This window comes from Mucilaginibacter sp. P4_E8 (genome assembly GCF_056401495.1).
This window is the reverse complement of the sequence record NZ_JBFUJG010000087.1, coordinates 1-22,161: the sequence shown is the minus strand read 5'-3', so window position 1 is coordinate 22,161 and position 22,161 is coordinate 1. Positions and strand designations below refer to the sequence as shown.

Genomic DNA, 22,161 nt, shown 5'->3' with positions numbered 1-22,161 from the left:
TTCAGTATTTAAATAGAAAATCAGGGTGCCTGGCTATCCTGTTTAGGAGAATCAATTTTGTAGGATAATAAACCCCTGCAGATCAGGGATATTCCTGCACAAAGCCTTAATCGTTTACCGGTTAAGGCTTTTTTGTTGACGAATAATGTGCAATTACTTATACGCATACTTACATATTTTTATTTTTTTTGTTCATTTTTTCGATAAAATTGCAGTTTTCCGTAAACTTTAATATGCGAACTTCGTTTAAGGCAATAGTTTAAATATCCTTATCATTTAGTTCTACAAAAAGCTTTGCTCAACAAACAAGGATATGGAAAGTATTTTCTGATCATTAAAAATAATTGAGCATACAGAGTCTTAACAAAGTGATGCATAAACAGGTACTATTATTTTTATTTTTACTACTTTCATTTACAGGATATAGCCAGGTTTGTACGCTAAAAGTAAGTGTATCATCATCAGGTCCGTCTATATGCTCGGGCACCAGTGTGGTCTTAACTGCAAATATATCCGGGGGTACGGGGCCCTATACCTACATTTGGAATACTGGTGAAAACACGCCATCAATAAGCGTGAACAAAGCGGGCACTTACACAGTGCATGTAAGCGATAAAACAGTAGGCTGCCAGCCGGTTGTGCAAAATATAAAAATAACATCGATTGCTACACCCAATGCTCCTTCAGTATCTAACCAAACGGTTTGCCCCAATACCCCTGCAACACTCGTTGCATCCGCACCTGGGGGCAACTATCAATGGTATGATGCACCGGATGGTGGTAATTTTTTGGCAAGCGGTAATACTTATACAACCCCTCCAATTACAGGGACTACTACGTTTTATGTACAAACAACCGTATCGGGCTGTACCAGCCTGCGATCTGATGTTACTGTTTTTGTTACCGGGAGGCCCAGTACAACAGGAGCTACTTTATGTGCCGGAGGCGTAGCTACCTTGTCGGCCGGTGGAGGTGATAGTTATACATGGTATGATGATGCATCAGGAAGCAACCAGGTTGCTACAGGGCCCATATTTACAACCCCGGTGCTGTTCAGCTCTAAAACCTATTATGTGGTTGCTATTATAAATGGATGTACCAGTGCTGCCACACCGGTAACAGCAAGAGTAACCGCCCCGCCCCAGGCACCTACTGCCAATAGCCCCACTGTTTGTACAGGATCTGTAGTAACTTTACATGCTGATGCCGCGGATGGTGTATTTGATTGGTTTGATGTTCCAACGGGCGGTACCTCATTAATCTCGAGCCCCGATTATACAACGCCTGTGCTTACTGCCACAACAACTTATTATGTACAAACAACAATAAACGATTGCCAAAGTACTCGTACCCCGGTAACCATTACAGTAACTGCCCCGCCGCAGCCTCCCCCAACTCAAACAGTTGGTGTCTGCAATGGAAACAGCGTTGTTTTAACTGCCGACCCGACGCCCACCGGAACTTATGCCTGGTATGATCAGGCAACAGGCGGTAATTTGCTGGCAAGCGGCGTTACTTATCAAACACCCGTTCTTACCAGTTCAACCACCTATTATGTTCAGCATATGAACGCGGGCTGTAGCAGTAACCGTACGGCAATTAATGTAACGGTAAATCCGCTTCCATCACCTCCGCAGGTATCGGAGCCTATAATATGCCCGGGATCTGTAGCCACTTTAACGGCAACATCTGCGGGTGGCGGAACTTTTCAATGGTACACTGCAGCAACCGGAGGTACTTTGTTATCATCCGATGCCACTTATACTACACCAGCTTTAACAGCCAATGCTACTTATTATGTTCAAACTATTGAGTCTGGCTGCGCAAGTGCCAGAACAGTAGTGAATGTAACTGTTTTGGCTCCTGTACCAGCACCAACTGTTCCGGCAACCGACGTATGTTTGGGCAACTCCGCTACACTTACCGCTTCAGGATCGCCAGATGGTTATGAGTGGTATGATGCAGCTACAGGCGGTAATTTGCTGGTTACCGGACCAGTTTATGTTACACCTGAATTAACCACAACCCAAACCTACTATGTACAAAGCACAGCTAACAATTGTACCAGCTCCCGAACACCGGTAACTGTAACGGTAAACCCATTGCCATCGGCTCCTACAGCTAATGGTACCTCTGTTTGCCCGGGTACATCTGCAAATTTAACTGCCAGCGCTCCGGGAGGGACTTTCGAGTGGTATGATGCAGCCACTGATGGTACGCTACTGGGATCCGGCAGTACATTTTCAACTCCGGCATTGGTTACGGCCACAATTTATTATGTTCAAAATATAAATGGGTCATGTGTAAGTCCACGTACAGCGGTAACCGTATCAATTATATCTGTGCCCAATCCCCAGTTCCAGTATGCCTCAGGTACATTTTGCACAGCAGGAGCAAACCCTTCACCTGTAATACATAATCCATCGGGAGGGACTTTTAGTGTAGTTCAGCCAGGACTGGTATTTGTAAGTAATACTACCGGCGAGATCAACATTGGAGCAAGTACACCAGGAAAATACACTGTGGTATTTACATATGGCGGCAATTGCCCGGGTAGCAGCAGCGCCAGCATAACCATTACATCCACACCTGATGCGCGGTTTTCATACAACGGGCCATTCTGTAAAAATGATAATGATCCTTTGCCGGTTTTTGGTACCGGAGCAAGCGCCGGTGTTTTCAGTGCCTCATCTACGGGCCTGGTTTTTAAAAACCCCTCAACCGGCCAGATCGATTTAAGTGCAAGTACAGCCGGGACATATACCATAACCAATAACATTATCGCGGTTGCGGGTTGCCCCTCAAGTAAGGCAACCGGCCAGGTAATCATTTATCAGAATGTTATTATAAGCGCGGGGCCAAATCAAACTGTGCCGGCTGGTACACCAGTTCAATTAGCCGGTAGCGTCAGCGGCGGAACTTCATTTGGAACGTGGTCAGGCGGCAGCGGGAGGTTTTCCAACCCCACAGACCTTAATGCGATTTATACACCAAATAATGGCGAAACTGAGGCTGTACTAACTTTAAAATCTAATAATCCAACAGGCAACTGCGGACCGGCATTTGCCACCGTTAAAATCACATTTAAACCCGCACCACCGCCACCAACCGTGGCAGACACGTTGGTTTGTATGGGCAGTACCGCTACATTAATAGCTACAGCACCGGGCGGCACCTACACATGGTTTGATGTAGCCAGCGGCGGCACAACTCTTTACACCGGTCCTATATTTAAAACACCGCCTGTAACTGCGAATATCACTTATTATGTGCAGGTAACCCAGGGAAGTTTAACCAGCAGCCGTACACCGGTAACGGTAGGCGTTACAGCAACACCGGTACCTCCGTTGGTTACCATGTCACCAGCCTGCTCTGGTGGTACAGCTACACTTACGGCAAGCGGCTCAACAGGCACCTATAGCTGGTATGATGCACCGGTTGGCGGCACTCTTGTATCAAACCAAGCTGTTTATACAACACCTATTTTAACTGCCAACCGCACTTACTACGTACAAACTACTGTTAATGGATGTACAAGCACGCGCAAACAGGTTGATGTAGTGGTAACTCCGGCACCCCGTGTAACAAGTGCTGCAACTGATATTGTTTGTAGTGGTACAGCCCTTAATTACACCATTACTGCTGATGCAGCTGCCCCTGTTTTTTCCTGGAGCCGGGCAGCGGTGCCTGGTATTAGTAACCCGGCTGTAACGGGCCAAACCAGCGGAACCATTACAGAAACTTTAATGAATATGGGCACTACGCCGGTAAATGTGAAATATATGATCACGCCTTTGGCTAATGGTTGCTCCGGCCCGGTTTTTACTTACCAGGTTACAGTTAACCCTTTACCCCTGGTAACCAGCGATGCAACCGCTGCCATCTGCAACGGAACTACGGGTAACTACGAAATTAAATTTAATCCCGGCACAGCAAATGCCACATGGAGCAGGGCGGCAGTGGCTGGCATTAGTAATGCCCCGGTATCGGGGCAGGCTGCACCAATAATAAAGGAAGTTTTGTATAATACCACTACTGCCCCAATTGATGTTACCTATGTGTTTAATTATAAAACGACCAATTGCCTGGGAGAGCCTTTTAATTTAGTGATGACGGTAAAACCCGAAGTAGATATTACCAGTGAGAACACCGGTAATGCCTGTAGCGGAATTCCTCAAAACTATACTATAACGTCAAATATACCATCACCATCGGCTACATTTAACTGGCAACGTGATGCGGTAACCAATATCAGTAACCCGGCGGTAAGCAACCAAACAAAAAGCATTATTGACGAGAGTTTAATAAATACAGGTACTACGCCAGTTAAGGTTGTCTATATCATAATGCCTATAGCTTTCGGCTGTACCGGCTCACCATTTACTTATACGGTTACGGTAAACCCACAACCTGCACAACCTGTAGCACATGCCAATACACCTGTTTGTGTGGGTAATACCATACAGCTTCGTACCCCAACTGTTCCAAAGGCAAGTTATATGTGGACAGGGCCAAATGGTTATACATCAGCATCCCAAAACCCTGATATTACCAATGCTACCGCTGCTAATTCCGGAACGTATAATTTAACCATTATAATAAATGACTGCGCCAGTCCTGCTGGTTCTGTTGACGTTAAGGTAAACGAATTGCCTAAGGCTGATGCTGGTCCCGATCAAAAACAATGTATAAAAACCACGGCAATACCTCTTGCCGGCAGTGTAACCGGCGGTACCACCACAGGTATTTGGACAATTACATCCGGAACAGGAACGTTCTCCCCGTCAAGTGATAAGTTGGATGCGCAATACCTCCCCTCAGCCCAGGATAAAACCGCAGGATCTGTTACACTAACGTTAACCTCCACAAGTAAAGATGACTGTGCCATTTCAACATCTGACATGACCATAACATTTCAGCAATTGCCTGCAACTGATGCCGGTCCCGATCAGGATGTTTGTGCCCAGGATGTCAGTGTTAAATTAGCAGGTAAAGTTTTTACACCAGGCAGTGTTTTGTGGACTACATCCGGTACAGGAACGTTTAGTGCCGCAACACAGCCCGACGCATTGTATATACCAACCGCGGCGGATATACAAAGTGGCTCCGTTACATTAACCCTAACATCGGCAACTACCGATGACTGTTATCTCACGGAAGATAAAATGACTATTAAATTTACGCCACCACCAACTTTAAACGCGGGCGGTACAAGATACGTTCTGCGCGACAGGACAATTACCCTAACCCCAACGGTTAGTGATGAAAATGTGCAATATTTATGGACACCCAGTATTGGCCTAAGCAACACTACCATAAAAAACCCGGTGTTAACCGGCGATGTTGACCGTACCTATACCTTGCAGATAACCGATTCAAGAGGGTGTGTAACTACAGACCAAACCTTTATAAAAGTATCGCCTGAACTTGTAGTTCCAAACACATTTACACCGAATGGCGATGGGGCCAATGATTTTTGGAATATCCGCGGGCTTATTGCTTATGAGAATGCTACAGTAGATATATTTAATCGGTACGGCCAGCAGTTGTTCCACTCTGTAGGTTATTCTAAACCCTGGGAAGGAACTTATAATGGCCAGCCTGTGCCGCCAGGTACCTATTATTATAAGATCAATACGAATATTAACGGCCAGGTTTTATCAGGATATGTGGTAGTTATGAGGTAGCGCATATTAAACTCACACTAATGCGAAATGTTTAGGTACATTGGGCCCGTTTACAGGCTATTCTTTATATTTATTGTCGGGCTGTAAACAAACTCACAAATCTAAATTTATACTCATTACATTTAGTTAATATGGTAAAGAAGCTGACGCTGATAGTTGTAACATTGCTATGTGTCTTTAACGCTAATGCTCAATCTGGTAAAAAAAGCAAATATGTGCCGGTTATATTTGATACTGATATGGGGCCCGATTATGATGATGTTGGAGCCATCGCTATGCTACATTACTTTGCAGATAGAGGGGAGGCTGAAATTTTGGCCACCATGGCCAGTACACGATACCCACGGGTTGCTGCTGTTTTAAATGTTTTAAATACTTACTTTAAAAAACCTGACATCCCAATCGGTATCCCGCGTGATGACGCATCTGATCAGGCCGATTTTCAAAAATGGTCAGATACCCTGGTGGCAAAATATCCGCATAAAATAAGATCAAATGCCGACGCCATGGACGCTGTAAAACTTTACCGTAAAATTTTGGCCAAACAGCCCGATAGGAGTGTTACCATTATCACGGTAGGTTTTTTTAGCAATATCGCCAGTCTGTTACAGTCACCAGCCGATGAGTATTCCCCATTATCGGGTCAGGCACTTGTAGAAAAAAAGGTACTTAAAATGGTTTCAATGGCTGGGCAATTCCCGCAGGGCAAGGAGTTTAATGTTTATGAACGAGCAGCAGCCTCCAAATATGTGTTCAGCCACTTTACCAGGCCGGTGATATTCAGCGGGAACGAGATCGGGTCGAAAATAAAATCAGGCCTTTTGCTGGCTCACAATAAAAGTATTGTAAACAGCCCTGTAAAGGATGTATTCTCGATATCCATACCACAGGCAAAAGAAGATGCTGATGGCCGGATGAGTTGGGATGAAACCGCTGTTTTGGTTGGCGTAAACGGCGCGGCCCCTTATTTTAAATTAAACCCCGGAAAGATAAGTGTCAACACCGATGGCAGTAATAGCTGGGACACTGTCGGCAACCAATATTATTTAACATTTGCAAGGCCTATAAATGAAATACAAACACTGATCAACAATTTAATGATGCATCAGCCTGTAAAACGTGATTGAAAATTTTAATAAGGTTGCAGGTAACGCTTGCTGTAGTTAATATTCATCAGGTCATAACGTTTAAACTGTGTTTTTAAACGCTCCCGGAAATCAGGATAGTTCTGTTTGGTTTTAGGTGTCCAAAGTATTTCACTGAGGGCATCCAAACGTGGAAAAAGCATATACTCTGCCTTAGCAGGATTGGCAATATATTCGCTCCAGAGATTACCTTGTGCGCCCCATATATATTGCGCTTCCTGTGGATTTAATTGTGCTGAAATCGGATCATAATGATATACATCCTGTAAAGGCACATATTTATTCGCTGTAAGCGAATCTTCTTTTTCAAACTGGGCATGATTAAAATACATGTATTTTTCAGGGGTCATGATCACCTTGTGGCGTTGTTTGGTTGCCTGTATACCACCTGTTTCACCACGCCAGCTCATTACAATAGCATTAGGAGTTATTCCGCCATCAAGTATCTCATCCCAGCCTATAATGGTTTTGCCCTTGCTATTCACAAATTTTTCAATGCGGTGCATAAAGTAACTCTGCAAGCCGTTCATATCCTTAAGCCCTTTTTCTTTGATCAGGTTGCGGCAAAATTCTGATTGGCCCCACCAAATCTTAGAGCATTCATCACCACCAACATGTATATAAGGCGAGGGGAAAAGGTCCATCACTTCGATCAATACATCATTTAGTAAACTAAATGTAGCCTCAGAGGGGAGCAGCACATTGTTGAATTTGTTAAAAATGCCCCAGGTTTGAGCCACTTGAATAGGCACATTGGGTGTTGTGCTTAATTCAGGATGAGCGGCCAAAACACCCATGCTATGGCCCGGCATTTCAATTTCAGGAATGATGGTTACATAACGTTCAGCAGCATAACGAACAACATCCCTGATCTCATCCTGGGTATAATAGCCACCATACCGTTTGCCATCATTACCAGTGCCAGGGTATAAACCAATGATGGTTCCGTTACGCCATGCCCCAATCCTCGTGAGTTCAGGATGTTTTTTGATCTCGATGCGCCAGCCATGATCGTCTGTAAGGTGCCAGTGAAAATAATTCATTTTATGCATTGCCAGGTAGTCGACGTATTTTTTGATAAAGGCTACATCAAAAAAGTGACGGCTTACATCCAGGTGCATGCCCCGGTAAGTAAAGCGAGGATAATCTGTAATTGCTACAGCAGGTATTTGCAGGTGTTTGCTGTCTTTTTCTACCGGCAGCAACTGTATCAGTGTTTGTATGCCATAAAATATATTTTCGGCCGTGGCGGCATGTATAGTGAGTGATTTACCTTGTGTCAACAACTGGTATCCTTTTAAAGATCTGTAGGCAACCGGATCAGCAAGTAACCAGATGGTCTTATCTTTTAATTCATTTTTGTGCTGAGTAACTTTTAGCCTGAAACCGTAGTATTGCTGCAGGTAATTATTCAAAAAGTTAGCAGCATTCAGTAACCCGCTATCAGAGATAAATACGATGGTATTGCTGTCTAAAACAAATGCATTTTTAGCGTCCGTCATTTTGAGCTCAACGGGTTGCGGGATCAAGGCAGGGGCCTGTGCGCTTACATTAAGTGAAAGCAATAAGTATAGAATAAAAAAAATCGGTTTTTTCATGTTGTGGAAGATAGCGCGCTAAAAATATAGTTTTTCATTGAGTTATAGGGGGAATAAATTCTGTTGCTCATCCACACTTGCAGGGGTAAGATGTATGAATAAGTTATATTTGAAATATATAAACATTAAATAAAGGATAAATTTCCGGTGTCCTTAATGAAATAACAGGAGTATTATATTAAATGTGAATTTGCATTATGCGTGTTTTTAGTAAAGTTGTTTTTTGCTGTATTTTAATTTTTGTTGCTACTTCTTTAAACAAAGCTAAAGCGCAGGATGCATGGATCAGGATAAATCAATTAGGGTATGAGTTGTCGGGAGTTAAGGTAGGCGTTTGGGCGGGCAAGAATGGTACACCATCAGCCGAATTTCAGTTAATTGACGCTAAAACCGCCGCGGTTGTTTTTACCGGGAACACGGGTAAGCCTTTTGGTGGCTATGGCCCTTTCAAACAATCATATCGTCTTGATTTTACTAAGTTTAACAAGCCCGGAAGTTATTATGTGAAGTGCGGCAACATCGTCTCGCCCGAATTTCGTTTAGCAAGTGATATTTATAAGGGAACCGCGGATTTTTGTCTTCGGTATATGCGACAGCAAAGAAGCGGCTTCAATCCATATTTAAATGATTCATGCCATACAAAAGATGGCTTTACCATGTATGGGCCAATGGCTGACGGTACCCATATTTATGCATCTGGCGGCTGGCATGACGCCTCAGATTACTTGCAATATGTTACTACTTCGGCTAATGCAACGTATCATTTGCTTGCCGCCTACCGGGATTTTCCGGGCGTGTTTACCGATACACACCAGGGAAACGGGCTCGACGGAAATAATGGGGTTCCTGATATACTGGACGAAGCAAAATGGGGGCTTGACTGGCTATTAAAAATGCATCCCMAAAAAGACTGGATGTTTAATCAACTGGCAGATGATAGGGATCATGCAGGTTTGCGTTTACCAGCAAAAGACTCGGTTGATTATGGCATGGGAAAAGGGAATGGCCGTATTGTATATTTTGCAAATGGAAAGCCCCAGGGCTTGGGGAAATATAAAAATCGGACAACCGGAGTGGCCTCAACAGCCGGCAAATTTGCAAGCGCGTTTGCTTTAGCTGCCGTTTTATATGAAAAAACGGACCCTGCGTTGGCGAGTTTGTTCAGGAACAGGTCGGTTTCTGCTTATGATCTTGGGCTTGCAAAACCGGGCGTATGTCAAACCGCCCCCAACCTCGCACCCTATTTTTATGAAGAAGATAATTGGACCGATGATATGGAACTTGCATCTGCAGCTTTGTTCAGGCTTACAGGTCAAAAGAAATACCTTAAACAGTCGCTTCAGTATAGTGCAGAAGAAAAGGTAACTCCATGGTTGGGTGCTGATACAGCCCGGCATTATCAGTGGTATCCGTTCCATAATTTTGGGCATTATGAACTTGCCCGGGAGACTGATACGAAAACTAAGGCTGAACTGATAAGTTATTATAAAGAGGGGATTGAGAAAGTTTGGGCTAAAGCAAAGAACAATGCCTTTTATCGCGGGATTCCTTTTATCTGGTGCTCAAACAATTTAACAACTTCTTTTGCCATTCAATGTGCTTTATACCGGAAACTTAGCGGAGACAAGACTTATGCAACGCTTGAACAAGCTTGTATCGACTGGCTTTTTGGTTGTAATCCCTGGGGCAAATGCATGATATACGGTTTGCCGGCAAACGGGGATACTCCCAAAGATCCACACTCGTCTTTGGCATTTTTGTACCATTACCCTTTAGATGGTGGTTTGGTTGATGGGCCTGTTTATGGGAGTATATTTAAGAATTTACGGGGCTTGCGCCTGAACAAGCCCGATGCGTATACCGAATTTCAGTCGGATCTTGTGGTTTATCATGATGATATGGGCGACTATAGTACCAATGAACCAACGATGGATGGTACTGCATCACTGATTTACTTGCTGGCCGGCAAAGCATATGAAGAAAGGATCAGCAAAAAGGTTATAGAATCACGGGGGGCTATTATCCGCGGAGATACAACCTTTAAAAAGATCGCTTTGGTTTTTACCGGAGATGAATTTGGTGATGGCGCTCAATTTATTGCCAATACTTTAAAACAACAGCGAATTCATGGTTCATTCTTTTTAACGGGGAATTTTTACCGGAATAAGGACTTTAAAAAGCAGATCGCCCAGCTTCAGCTTAATGGTAATTATTTAGGTACTCATTCTGATAAGCATTTGCTGTATTGTGACTGGAGCAACAGGGATAGTTTGSTGGTAACCCGGCAGCAGTTTGATCAGGATATTAAAAACGCTTATCAGGAATTAAAAAAGTTTAACATTGATGAAAAGCAGGCACACTATTTTTTACCCCCTTATGAATGGTATAACGATACCATAGCGTCCTGGACGCGTAGCATGAACCTGCAGCTGGTTAATTTTACACCTGGTACAAGATCAAACGCAGATTACACTTTTCCTGAAATGGGAGTTAAATATGTAAACAGTGATGCGGTCATGAAATCTGTTTTAAATTATGAACAAAAAGATAAGAACGGACTGAACGGATTTATTTTATTGACCCATATTGGTACGGATCCCAAAAGAAAGGATAAGTTTTATACTAAACTGCCTTACCTTATAACTGCACTAAAAAACAAGGGCTACCAGTTTGTAAAAATAGATGAATTACTGCGACCGGATAAACCGGGCACCCCGGTTGGGTATTAAAAGATAGCCAATTACAGTAGTAGCGTTGCTCAATCTTTTTATTTCATTGAACTTGCCTTTATTATTGCCTTATTTAATTGCTAAAATATGGTTAGTGTTGGCTAAATTGTTACCTTAATAATGTTTAATAGTATATTAATTTTGGAAAAAATATTTAACAATGATAACATTTGATTGGAAAGGCGTATTACCTGCGGTAACTACCAAATTTACCGATAATGACGAATTGGATTTTGATGCTTTTGATATCAATTTAAAAGCGCAGCTGGAAGCCGGTGTTGATGGGTTTATCCTGGGCGGCTCTTTAGGCGAAGCGAGTGTTTTGAGTGATCAGGAAAAGTTTGCCCTGCTTGCCCACACCGTAGCTTATGTTGACGGAAAAGTTCCGGTGATACTAAACATTGCCGAGCAAACCACCAAAGCGGCCGTTACCTGTGCACAAAAAGCCCTGGATAATGGTGCAGACGGGTTAATGTTATTACCACCGATGCGTTATAACAGTGAAGAACGCGAAACCTTAGCTTATATAGGCGCAGTGGCCAAGAGTACACCATTGCCCATCATGATTTACAATAACCCGGTTGATTATAAAGTTGAAGTTACCTTGAATATGTTTGAGCAACTTGCTGCTTATGATAACATCGTGGCCGTAAAGGAATCAACCCGTGATGTATCCAATATCACCCGGATGTTCAATCGTTTTGGTGATAGGTATAAGGTGTTTACTGGTGTTGATCCGCTTGCTATGGAAAGCTTGGTAATGGGTGCCGATGGCTGGGTAGCTGGTTTGGTTGATGCCTTCCCAAAAGAAACGGTTGCCATATACCGTTTGATTAAAGCTAAACGGTATGATGAGGCTTTGGCCATCTATCGCTGGTTTTTGCCGGTGCTTGAACTGGATATTCATCCTAAACTGGTACAATATATTAAACTGGCCGAAGTAGCTACGGGTATAGGTACCGAAAACGTACGTGCCCCGCGTTTGCCGCTAATAGGCGAGGAGCGTGCAAGGGTACAAAAGATCATCAACGACGCGCTTGCCGTTCGTCCGGTATTGCCAGCAGGCAGCTGGGGCAATCTTAGTGAAGTTGTGTTATAATAAAATATGGCCAGTAAAACTTTTTTCTGTATAGATGCGCATACTTGTGGTAACCCGGTAAGATTGGTGGCCGGAGGAGGTCCTGCACTAAAAGGGGACAACATGAGTCAAAAGCGCCAGCATTTTTTAAAGGAATATGATTGGATAAGAACAGGTTTAATGTTTGAGCCAAGGGGGCATGATATGATGTCGGGCAGTATACTTTATCCACCTCATGACCCCGAAAATGATGTTGCTGTTTTATTCATCGAAACCAGCGGCTGTCTGCCAATGTGCGGGCATGGCACAATCGGTACTATCACCATTGCCATTGAGGAAGGGTTAATACAACCCAAAGTGCCCGGGGTAGTACGTATGGAGGCACCTGCCGGCCTGGTTTTAATTGAATATAAACAAGAGGGTAAAAAGGTTACCTCCGTAAAACTCAGGAATGTTGCCGCTTACCTCGCTGCAATTGATCTTCAGGTAGAGTGCCCCGATCTGGGGATGTTGACGATTGATGTATCCTATGGCGGAAATTATTATGCCATAGTTGATCCTCAGCCCAATTTTCCCGGTATTGAAAATTACACTGCCGGACAATTAGTTGCCTGGAGCCAGGTGATCCGCAAACGGATAAATGAAAAATATACATTTGTTCACCCTCAGGACCCCACGATCAATACCTGTACACATATACTTTGGACAGGCGCCACGTTATCAGACGATGCAACTGCAAGAAACGCTGTGTTTTATGGCGATAAAGCTATTGACAGATCTCCCTGCGGTACCGGTACATCTGCCCGTATGGCGCAATGGTACGCAAAAGGGAAACTAAAAATAGGTCAACCTTTTATTCATGAAAGTATCATCGGCAGTAAATTTACCGGGAGGGTAGAAGAAGTTGTCAAGATCAATGATTTTGATGCCATTATCCCGAGTGTTGAAGGCTGGGCAAAAGTTTATGGCTACAATACCATAAAAATTGACGACGATGATCCATATGCACATGGTTTTCAGGTGATTTAATAAACCTGAAAATGTCATTTCGATACGAGGAACGAGTGAGAAATCTTGTACGATATGCAAGGTCGCATGTAAAACCGTATAAGATTTTTCGCTCTCGCTCAAGAGATAGTTTCTCTCTATCGTTCGAAATGATATGGAGTTATAAATTAATATTAACATTCAAGAAATAAGCCTTAAGCTTTTTGCTTTCGGCTTTAGTTTTTAAAAAATGGCAAAAGTGCTGATCATTGGCGGTGGAATTGTTGGTTTGAGTTCTGCATATTATTTACATAAGGCCGGGCATCAGGTTACCGTGCTTGATAAAGGGGACATGACTGATAACTGTTCATATGGTAATGCCGGCATGATCGTGCCAAGCCACTTTATCCCGCTGGCAACCCCGGGCATGGTAACCCAGGGCATCAGGTGGATGTTTAACAGTAAAAGCCCGTTTTATGTAAAGCCATCCCTAAACCCCCAGCTCCTGTCATGGGGCATAAAGTTTTTGAGTAAAGCAAATGCCGGGCATGTTGAAAGATCGGCCGTTCCTTTAACGGAGCTTTCATTACTCAGTAAAAAGCTTTATGAGGATTTAAGTAAAGAGCCTGGTTTTGATTTTGATTTGGTGGAGAAAGGCATCCTGATGTTTTATAAAACAGAAAAGGCTGGTGAAGAAGAAGCCCATATGGCCGAAAAAGGCCGTGAATTAGGCCTGGATATGCAGGTGCTCACCGTTAACGATTGCCTTAAATTACAACCCGATCTGGAGCTTGATGTGTTAGGAGCGGTGCATTATCGTTGTGATGCACATCTGTCGCCCAATAAGCTGATGGCAGGTTTAATAAAGTATCTAAGAACTGCAGGTGTAAATCTGTTAGCAAATAAAGAGGTAACAAAAATTGAAACCACTGCGGGTAAAGTGAGTCGGGTTTTATCATTCAGTGAAGAATTTACAGCAGATGAATACATTGTTGCAGGCGGATCCTGGTCACCGTCAATAGGTAAATTATTAGGTTTAAAGATCTTGTTGATGCCGGGTAAAGGCTATTCATTTAATATAAAGGATGAACAGCAAACCATGCAGATCCCGGCCTTGCTTGCCGAAGCCCGTGTAGCCATTACCCCGATGAACGGTGGTTTACGCTATGGTGGTACTATGGAACTTGATAAAATAAATAGCCGCATCAATATGAACAGGGTGAGGGGTATTGTAGAGTCTGTGCCCAAATACTTTCCTGATCTTAAACCAGCTGTTCCGGCAGAAAAGGACATATGGTTTGGTTTCAGACCATCATCTGCGGATGGTTTGCCTTATATAGGCCGCAGCAATAAATACAATAACCTCACTATAACTACTGGCCATGGCATGATGGGTTTAAGTTTGGGTGCTGCAACGGGTTTACTCGCGAGCGAAATTATATCAGGCACCACAACAACTATTGCTATAGGGGCGTTTTCTCCTGATCGGTCTTAGATAGTTTCCTGGTTCATTTCTTTTAATTCAGAAGTTTGATAAAGCATTGCTGCACGCAGCGAATTTGCTGAAAATTAGCCTATGGTAACCCGATTTTATCTTATTTTGGCTTGGTTTTGGATATTTGAGTTAAATAATTGTAAATTCAAAGTGGATTAATCCATGTCAAGATGAAGGTTTTACAATTTACCATCCCACTACCACATGATAAAAGTGTAATAGCAGAGAAGGTTTCTCTTCCGTATCATTATCCCTACCTGCACAGGCATAAAGAAACGCAGATCACCTGGATACAGCGCGGAGAAGGGACCCTCATAGCCGGAAATAATATGCATGATTACGCTGCCGGTGATATATTTTTGTTAGGGGCAAATCTGCCACATGTGTTTAAAAGTAATCCGGAATATTTTGCTCAGGATGCGCATAAGCAAATTGAAGCGCTAACTATATTCTTTAATCCGGAAGGAACACTTGCACCTTTATTTGAGTTGCCCGAGATGAACCTGAATAAGACTTTTATTCAGCAACACCTGCAGGGGTTTAAAATACCGCACCTCATCACAGACAAGGTATCGGAGACCATGATCGCATTAAAAAACGCTTCAGGTACAGATCAACTCATTCAGTTTTTTAACTTATTAAAAATTTTAAGCAACATTAAAACCAGGTTAGACCCTTTATCATCCTATGGCAATTTACCCGGTATAACCGAAAATGAAGGGATAAGGATAGGTAATATTTACAATTACATCATGCGGCACTACAATAAGTCTATTACACTGGATGAGGTAGCCCAAATTGCCCACATGACCCCCGAATCTTTTTGTCGCTATTTTAAAAAGCATACAGGTCATACCTTTATTTCATTTTTAAATGAGGTCAGGATCAATGAGGCGTGTAAAAAATTGATCGCTCATAAATTTGAAAACATAAATACAGTAGCTTATCAATGCGGCTTTAACAGCATAACAAATTTTAACAGGGTGTTTAAATATGTTATTGGCAGTTCGCCCAGGGACTATCTTGATACTTATGACAATAATTTGATCAGCCTTAACAGGGCAGCGGGTTAATTTATACTTAAAACGGCTGGTTTTGCTTAAATTAAATAGCGGTTGATTCTCTTTTAATCAAAACTGATTTTAAAACACGGGTTTCGTTTGGTTCAAAGCACCTCTTGTCAAATATTTTAAATAAAATGCAGGCCGCCTCACTTCCTATTTCAAATGCAGGTTGTGTAATGGTGGTGAGCGATGGGTTTAAAAGGGGGGCACAATCCAAATTCGAAAAACTAATGATCTTTAAATCGCGGGGTATGTTTAAACTCAGTTCCCGGCACGCGTAATAGCAGGGAAATGCCAGTTCTTCAATAGAAGAAAGTATGCCATCCGGTTTATTATTTGTAAGCAAATTTTTAATCAGGGTATAGTTCTGATCGTTGTTTGTGGTGCTGGCAATAATAAGATCCTGATCATAGGGAATGCCATTATCGGCTAATGCAGTTAAATAGCCATTTAATCTTTTTTCTCCGGTTGAGAGGTTATTTAGTGCAAGCAGATAAGCTATTTTTTTACATCCCGATTCAATGAGGTGCTGAACTGCCTGGTATGCACTTTCATAATCATCAGTGATAATTTTTACCCCTTCTATATCCTCATAAACCCGGTCGAAAAAAACTACAGGGATACTCTGCGAAGCCTCAATAAGATGCTGTTTATCATTTGTCTCGCYCGATGTTGATATCAGGATACCATCAACCCGGCCACTTAATAACCTGAGGGTAAAGGCAATTTCGGCTGCACTGTTTTCATGGGTCTGATAAATTAACACATGGTAATCTCTTTTTCTGGCAATTTCTTCGATGCCATTGATAGCCAACGAAAAAAAGTGGTTAGCTACTTCTGGAACAATCACAGCAATAGTTTTGCTTTTTTGGTTGCGCAAATTGCTTGCAATAGGATTTGGCTCATAATTTAAGCTCTTGGCCAATTCCAATACCTTCCTTTTTGTTTCACTGCTGATCTGGTAGCTATCTCCTAAAGCCCTGGAAACTGTTGCTGTTGATAAGTTGAGCTCCAGGGCAAGTTTTTTAATATTGATGTTGCCCATAATGTTATAATAAGTGGGGTTTAATTAGTATAAAAAAATGGCGTTTCTGTTAAATTGTAATCGTTTGCGTAAATAAATAATGAAAATTTTAAAAATTCGCTTCTAAAAATCTACACTTTTAACCGATTTGTAATTACTACTACCTGCAAGTACAAATCATAATTATAAACTAAAAAACGTAACGATAGCAAGCGATAGAAATTGCTGATCAGGTCAAAATATCTGTTTCAGTCAATTAGTATCAATTCTTTTAATCAGCACATCAATCAATTTGTCAAAAAATTTAAGTGTTAAAATAACACAAAAGTAATTAATACAAAACTAACTAAATTATAATAGATGCGAGGGTAATTTATACCCCTCTCTTAAATGTCAAAATCACACAAAACCAACGAACATTAAACAATAATTATTATGATTACAAACAGACCCAAACTATTAATGAGGACAACCCGGCCGGGTATACTCCTCCTGTTACTGCTCTGTATCTTTACTTACAGTAACGCACAAACAACTAATACCATTAAGGGGGTGGTAAAAGATGCCCAGGGAGGCCCTTTACCCGGGGTAACCGTACAGGTAAAAGGTACAGACCGGTCTACTGCTACAGCGGTTAGCGGGGCTTTTACCATTAATGCCGCAAAAGGCAGTGTTTTGCAGTTTCGCTTTATAGGATTTGAACTGAAAGAGATAACCGTAGGCGATGAAACCAGCATAGCAGTAACTCTTGCCGAAAATCAAAGGGCCTTAAATGAGGTAGTTGTAGTAGGTTACGGTACAACTACAAAAAAAGAACTGACCAGCGCCATTACAACCGTTAAAGCCGAGCAGTTTAACGCCGGTGTGGTAGCAACACCTGCCGATCTGTTGGAAGGTAAGGTAGCCGGTTTAAATATTACCAATGATGGTAATCCAAACGGAACCGCAACGGTTACACTCCGCGGTCCATCAACCGTACGTCCTGCGGGTTCAGCAGCCTTTTATGTAATTGACGGCGTGCCCGACGCTGATTTTAAATTGCTTGCACCGGCAGATATCGCCTCAATTGACGTGTTGAAAGATGCCTCTGCCGCTGCTATTTATGGTACCAGGGCTACCAATGGGGTAATTATTGTTACCACCAAAAAAGCCAAACCCGGGCAATTGCGGATGACCTATGATGCTTATGCTTCGATGGACAAGATAGCTAACTCGTTTAAAGTAGCCAGCGCCGACCAACTAAGGGCTTATGTTAAAGCCAACGGACAAAGTTTTACACCTGCTAATGATAACGGAGGTAATACCGATTGGCAAAAAGCAGTGGAACGCAGTAGTGGTTTTTCTCAGAATCATAACCTTTCATTTGGCGGTGGTACAGATAAAACAGTTTATGGCGGAAGTTTAAATTACCTGGATAATCAAGGCATTGTGAAAACCAGTAATTTAAAGCGCATTATAGGCAGGCTTAATGTATCGCAAAAAACATTGAATGATAAATTAAAGCTTGACTTTTCTGTAAGCAACTCAGTAACCAACTCTGGTCTACTGGTGAACGATATTCCGTTATTCACAGCAAATGGCCAAAGCCCGGGCTTGTTTAAATCAATAGTGCAGTATTTACCAACCCGTACAATTTATAATGCCGATGGTACATTTTATAATGACCCAACTTTAAAATTAGGTTACAACCCGGTAGGCTTGATCACCAATGATACCTATCAACAAAAAATTAATCTTTTATTGGCCAATACCAGGGCCGAACTGCAATTGCCATTCGGCTTATTGTATAATTTGAACGTAGCCTATCAGAGCAGGACCACTAATAATAATACCTATTATAATTCGGCTTCGGAATTGGCGCCAAACCTTGGCGGAAAAGGCATCCGCTCAACCTATGAGGATACCAAAAAGGTATTTGAAAACTATTTATCCTATGCCCATAACTGGGATAATAAGCATGATTTTAAGGCTTTGTTTGGTTACTCGTTTGATGAAACTACGGTAGGCAATGGCTTTCAGTCAGTAGCTCAGGGCTTTCCATCTGATGCAACCAGTTATTATAATCTGGGTTTAGGTAGCCAGACAGGTCTCAACTCAGATCTTGGAAATACTACGTTATCATTTAATACGCTACGTTTAATATCGTTTTACTCTCGCTTAAACTACAGTTATTTAGGCAAGTATATTTTACAGGCTTCTATACGTCGTGATGGTTCAAATGCGTTCGGTACCAATAACCGCTGGGGGTATTTTCCAGCAGCTTCAGCAGCATGGCGGGTTATTGACGAATCGTTTATGAAATCACAAAATTTGTTTGATGACCTGAAACTTCGTGTAGGTTATGGGCAAACAGGTAATGCCTTAGGAATTAATCCATACACACCACAAACCTTATATGGCACAACAGGCTACTTTTATTATAATGGGGCTTATACCAGTGCTGTTGGTATAACTCAAAATCCTAACCCTAACTTGAAATGGGAAAGTACAGCAACCTTAAACGGTGGTATTGATTTCTCCATACTTAAAGGCCGATTAAGTGGGTCAGTTGATGTTTATGATAAAAAAACAACCAACATGATCTTTGATATTCCTGTTTCTACCATCAATAATTTTGTGAATATTACTACGGCTAACGTGGGTAGCATGAGCAATAAAGGGGTTGAGATAGCTTTAAACGGAACTCCTTTAAAAACGAGAGATTTTACCTGGAGTAGTTATGGAAATATTGCCTTTAATAAGAACAGGATCACCTCAATGGGTACCAATCTTTCAAAAATTTATGTAGGCGATCCCGAAGGCCCTGGCCAGAGCGGTATCAAAACGTCTATCATTGAATCCGGATACCCGCTTGGTGAGTTTTATACTTTGAAATATATTGGGCGCACTAACGGCGTATCAACCTACATGGGCGCCAACGGGCAGCCTACCACAACGCCAACAAGTGCAGATCAAACTTATGCAGGTAATGCGCAGCCAACCTATTCATTTGGTTGGGGTAATGATTTTACTTATAAAAAATTCAGTCTGAATTTCTTTTTCCGTGGTCAGGGTGGTAATAAAATCATGAATGCCTCACTGGCAAGCTTTAATCAGCCTACACAAGCCTCGGCACACGGCGTACCAGTGCTAACATTGAGCGAACCGGGTAATGACGTAAATGCGAATTTATACTCAACCCGGTACCTTGAAAGCGGCACTTTTGTGCGGTTAAGCAATGCAACTTTGTCTTACAAAACCAAAATACCGGGCAACTACATACATGGGCTGCGTTTATATGTTACCGGTACCAACCTGTTTATCATTACAAAGTACAAGGGTGTTGACCCTGAGTTGAACTTGAGCCTGAATAACCAGGCCAGCGGCCAGTTCATAGGAGTAGATAGTAATAACTTTTATCCTAAAACACGGAGCTTCCTGGCTGGCGTACAAGTAGATTTATAATACCTAAAACTTAATTGACATGAACCACATAAAAATATATAAAAAACTCAGCATCGTAGCTTTGCTTGCAGGAGCAGTTTACCTGCCGAGCTGTACAAAATTGGATGTCGCTGCAAAGTCTGCGCTTACACCCAGTAATTTTCCTACAACAGCAGCACAGTTTGTGGCAGCAACCGGACCTATTTATACCTCATTTCGTGGCGCGGTTGGCCGTGAGTACTGGCTGTTACAAAACCTGAGCACAGACGAGAACGTATTGGTTGCCCGCGGCGGAAACTGGCTTGATGGCGGTACATACTCCACCGTAAACCTGCATACGGTTACTCCTGATAACGGCATGGTTGGAACTTGCTGGTCATGGGGTTATACCACCATTAGTAACTGTAATAAAGTATTGTCGGTATTTGCTTCAGCACCTGAAAGCGCAGCCAAACAACAAACCATTGCCGAAATTAAAACCATGCGTGCCTTGTCATACTTTTATATGATGGACCTGTTTGGCAATGTGCCCATATCTAAAACTTTTGGTGATACTACTAACTTAGGTACACAGCCAAAAGCGCAGGTATTTGCTTTTATTGAGAGTGAATTATTGGCGCAAATCCCCAATTTAAGCGCAACAGTTGGTGCCTCAACCTATGGCCGACCTACAAAGTATCTGGCATACGCTATTTTGGCAAAAATGTATTTAAACGCGCAATATTATATCGGGACTTCAAAATACCAGGAGGCAGTTACCATGTGTGATAATATTATACAGGGTGGCCAGTATAATTTAGATACCGATTATTTAGGCATGTTTAAAGCGAGTAACGGGCCGGCAATAAAGGATTTTATCTTTGCCGTTCCCTTTGATGCCTTACTGGCCCAGGGTATGTATTACGCTCGCTGGACGATAAATCCGAATTTAGCAACTAAATATAAAATGCCGTACACGCCTGATGGTCCGGTATACACTTACAAAGAGTATTACGCTTTGTTTAATGATGCTAATGATATTCGTAAAAAGCAATACCTTACCGGCAAGCAGTATAATAATGATGGAACCCCCATTAATATTACTACGACTAATATAGGCCTTGATGCCAGCTATAACGGTCCAAATCCTACTGCTCCTGTTATACACCAGCTGGAGTTTACGCCAGATATTGTATGGAAGAACCCAGCCACTTTTGATATTGGTAATGATGAACTGGCTAACGAAGAAGGCTACAGGAACAACAAATTTTATCCCGATAGCTTAAGTACCACCCGCAACCAGAGCAATGATGTACCGATGTTCAGGTATGCCGATGTGTTGTTAGAAAAAGCAGAAGCTATATTGAGAGGGGCTACCGCTACTAATGGCGATTCGCCTTTATCATTGGTTAATAAGGTGCGCACACGGGCTAAAGCGGCATCATTGAGCGCCGTTACCCTTAACGATGTACTGGACGAACGCGCGCGGGAACTGGCAATGGAGGGCTGGAGAAGGAATGATCTTATCCGTTATGGTCAGTTTGAGAAAACATGGGGTATAAAAACCGATGCTAATCCGAACAAACGCATATTCCCGATCCCAAGATCCGAAATGCAGTTAAACCCTAAATTGACGCAAAATACGGGATATTAATTTTTTTAGGTTTATTTATTGATCAGAATATGGGCGATTAGCCCATATTCTTTTTTTTATATTGATGATTGCCGTACTTTAATGCCGCGATTATAATAGGTCTATTTTATGAACAGAAAGAAGTTTTTTAGCTTTTACAGCATATTGATCACACTGTTATTTGTTGTGGTTATTGGTAATAAACCTGTATGGGCACAGGTAAACCCCGCTGCATCCTACGCCCTTATTAAGCGTGTTATCCCTCAAAAGGCGGCTTATTTCGTGGTACGGGAAATTAAGTCTGATGCTGGTAATGATG

Annotated in this window: 12 protein-coding genes; 10 read left to right on the top strand and 2 right to left on the bottom strand. The window is 42.3% G+C overall.

Annotation, left to right across the window (positions count from 1 at the left end; translation table 11 throughout):
* Positions 1 to 371 precede the first annotated feature (371 nt).
* Positions 372 to 5,687: an Ig-like domain-containing protein gene (locus AC1DRQ_RS22385; protein ID WP_477426983.1), complete on the top strand. Its 5,316-nt coding sequence runs from the start codon at positions 372 to 374 to the stop codon at positions 5,685 to 5,687.
* A gap of 131 nt (positions 5,688 to 5,818) precedes the next feature.
* Positions 5,819 to 6,814 (top strand): nucleoside hydrolase, encoded by a 996-nt coding sequence (locus AC1DRQ_RS22380; protein WP_477426981.1) that lies wholly within the window; start codon positions 5,819 to 5,821, stop codon positions 6,812 to 6,814.
* A gap of 5 nt (positions 6,815 to 6,819) precedes the next feature.
* Here AC1DRQ_RS22380 and AC1DRQ_RS22375 read toward each other — a convergent pair whose 3' ends face one another.
* On the bottom strand, positions 6,820 to 8,430 hold the full coding sequence (locus AC1DRQ_RS22375; protein ID WP_477426978.1) for a beta-N-acetylhexosaminidase: 1,611 nt from the start codon (positions 8,428 to 8,430) through the stop codon (positions 6,820 to 6,822).
* A gap of 197 nt (positions 8,431 to 8,627) precedes the next feature.
* On the opposite strand from AC1DRQ_RS22375, the gene AC1DRQ_RS22370 reads away from it, so the two are divergent.
* The 5 genes from AC1DRQ_RS22370 (at position 8,628) to AC1DRQ_RS22350 (ending at position 15,792) form a co-directional block, all read left to right on the top strand.
* Positions 8,628 to 11,159, top strand: a complete 2,532-nt coding sequence (locus AC1DRQ_RS22370; protein WP_477426976.1) for a bifunctional glycoside hydrolase family 9 protein/polysaccharide deacetylase — start codon at positions 8,628 to 8,630, stop codon at positions 11,157 to 11,159.
* Positions 11,160 to 11,319: 160 nt separating this feature from the next.
* Positions 11,320 to 12,258: a dihydrodipicolinate synthase family protein gene (locus AC1DRQ_RS22365; protein WP_477426974.1), complete on the top strand. Its 939-nt coding sequence runs from the start codon at positions 11,320 to 11,322 to the stop codon at positions 12,256 to 12,258.
* A gap of 6 nt (positions 12,259 to 12,264) precedes the next feature.
* Complete coding sequence (locus tag AC1DRQ_RS22360; RefSeq protein ID WP_477426972.1) at positions 12,265 to 13,266, top strand: 4-hydroxyproline epimerase; 1,002 nt, start codon at positions 12,265 to 12,267, stop codon at positions 13,264 to 13,266.
* Between the two features lie 208 nt (positions 13,267 to 13,474).
* Positions 13,475 to 14,719, top strand: coding sequence for an NAD(P)/FAD-dependent oxidoreductase (locus AC1DRQ_RS22355; RefSeq protein ID WP_477426970.1), 1,245 nt, complete (start codon positions 13,475 to 13,477; stop codon positions 14,717 to 14,719).
* A 170-nt stretch (positions 14,720 to 14,889) separates the two neighbouring features.
* Positions 14,890 to 15,792 carry an AraC family transcriptional regulator gene (locus AC1DRQ_RS22350; RefSeq protein WP_477426968.1) on the top strand — a complete coding sequence of 301 codons (903 nt, stop codon included), beginning with the start codon at positions 14,890 to 14,892 and terminating at the stop codon, positions 15,790 to 15,792.
* Between the two features lie 31 nt (positions 15,793 to 15,823).
* On the opposite strand, the gene AC1DRQ_RS22345 is transcribed toward AC1DRQ_RS22350, so the two are convergent.
* The gene (locus tag AC1DRQ_RS22345) at positions 15,824 to 16,828 is read right to left on the bottom strand and encodes a LacI family DNA-binding transcriptional regulator (RefSeq protein ID WP_477426966.1); all 1,005 of its coding nucleotides are present in this window, start codon (positions 16,826 to 16,828) and stop codon (positions 15,824 to 15,826) included.
* A gap of 414 nt (positions 16,829 to 17,242) precedes the next feature.
* Here AC1DRQ_RS22345 and AC1DRQ_RS22340 point away from each other — a divergent pair, with 414 nt between their 5' ends.
* From AC1DRQ_RS22340 to AC1DRQ_RS22330, 3 genes are all read left to right on the top strand, one after another.
* A complete protein-coding gene (locus tag AC1DRQ_RS22340; protein ID WP_477426964.1) occupies positions 17,243 to 20,251 on the top strand; it encodes a SusC/RagA family TonB-linked outer membrane protein in 3,009 nt (1,002 codons plus the stop codon).
* A gap of 19 nt (positions 20,252 to 20,270) precedes the next feature.
* Positions 20,271 to 21,863, top strand: coding sequence for a RagB/SusD family nutrient uptake outer membrane protein (locus AC1DRQ_RS22335; protein ID WP_477426962.1), 1,593 nt, complete (start codon positions 20,271 to 20,273; stop codon positions 21,861 to 21,863).
* A gap of 108 nt (positions 21,864 to 21,971) precedes the next feature.
* Positions 21,972 to 22,161: hypothetical protein (locus AC1DRQ_RS22330; RefSeq protein ID WP_477426960.1), on the top strand; the 190-nt coding region annotated here is incomplete at its 3' end.

What these genes read in the sequence shown, in the direction of transcription:
- AC1DRQ_RS22385 (WP_477426983.1), top strand. Translation starts at nt 372, where the DNA reads ATGCATAAACAGGTACTATTATTTTTATTTTTACTACTTTCATTTACA.
- AC1DRQ_RS22380 (WP_477426981.1), top strand. Translation starts at nt 5,819, where the DNA reads ATGGTAAAGAAGCTGACGCTGATAGTTGTAACATTGCTATGTGTCTTT.
- AC1DRQ_RS22375 (WP_477426978.1), bottom strand. Translation starts at nt 8,430, where the DNA reads ATGAAAAAACCGATTTTTTTTATTCTATACTTATTGCTTTCACTTAAT.
- AC1DRQ_RS22365 (WP_477426974.1), top strand. Translation starts at nt 11,320, where the DNA reads ATGATAACATTTGATTGGAAAGGCGTATTACCTGCGGTAACTACCAAA.
- AC1DRQ_RS22360 (WP_477426972.1), top strand. Translation starts at nt 12,265, where the DNA reads ATGGCCAGTAAAACTTTTTTCTGTATAGATGCGCATACTTGTGGTAAC.
- AC1DRQ_RS22355 (WP_477426970.1), top strand. Translation starts at nt 13,475, where the DNA reads ATGGCAAAAGTGCTGATCATTGGCGGTGGAATTGTTGGTTTGAGTTCT.
- AC1DRQ_RS22350 (WP_477426968.1), top strand. Translation starts at nt 14,890, where the DNA reads ATGAAGGTTTTACAATTTACCATCCCACTACCACATGATAAAAGTGTA.
- AC1DRQ_RS22340 (WP_477426964.1), top strand. Translation starts at nt 17,243, where the DNA reads ATGATTACAAACAGACCCAAACTATTAATGAGGACAACCCGGCCGGGT.
- AC1DRQ_RS22335 (WP_477426962.1), top strand. Translation starts at nt 20,271, where the DNA reads ATGAACCACATAAAAATATATAAAAAACTCAGCATCGTAGCTTTGCTT.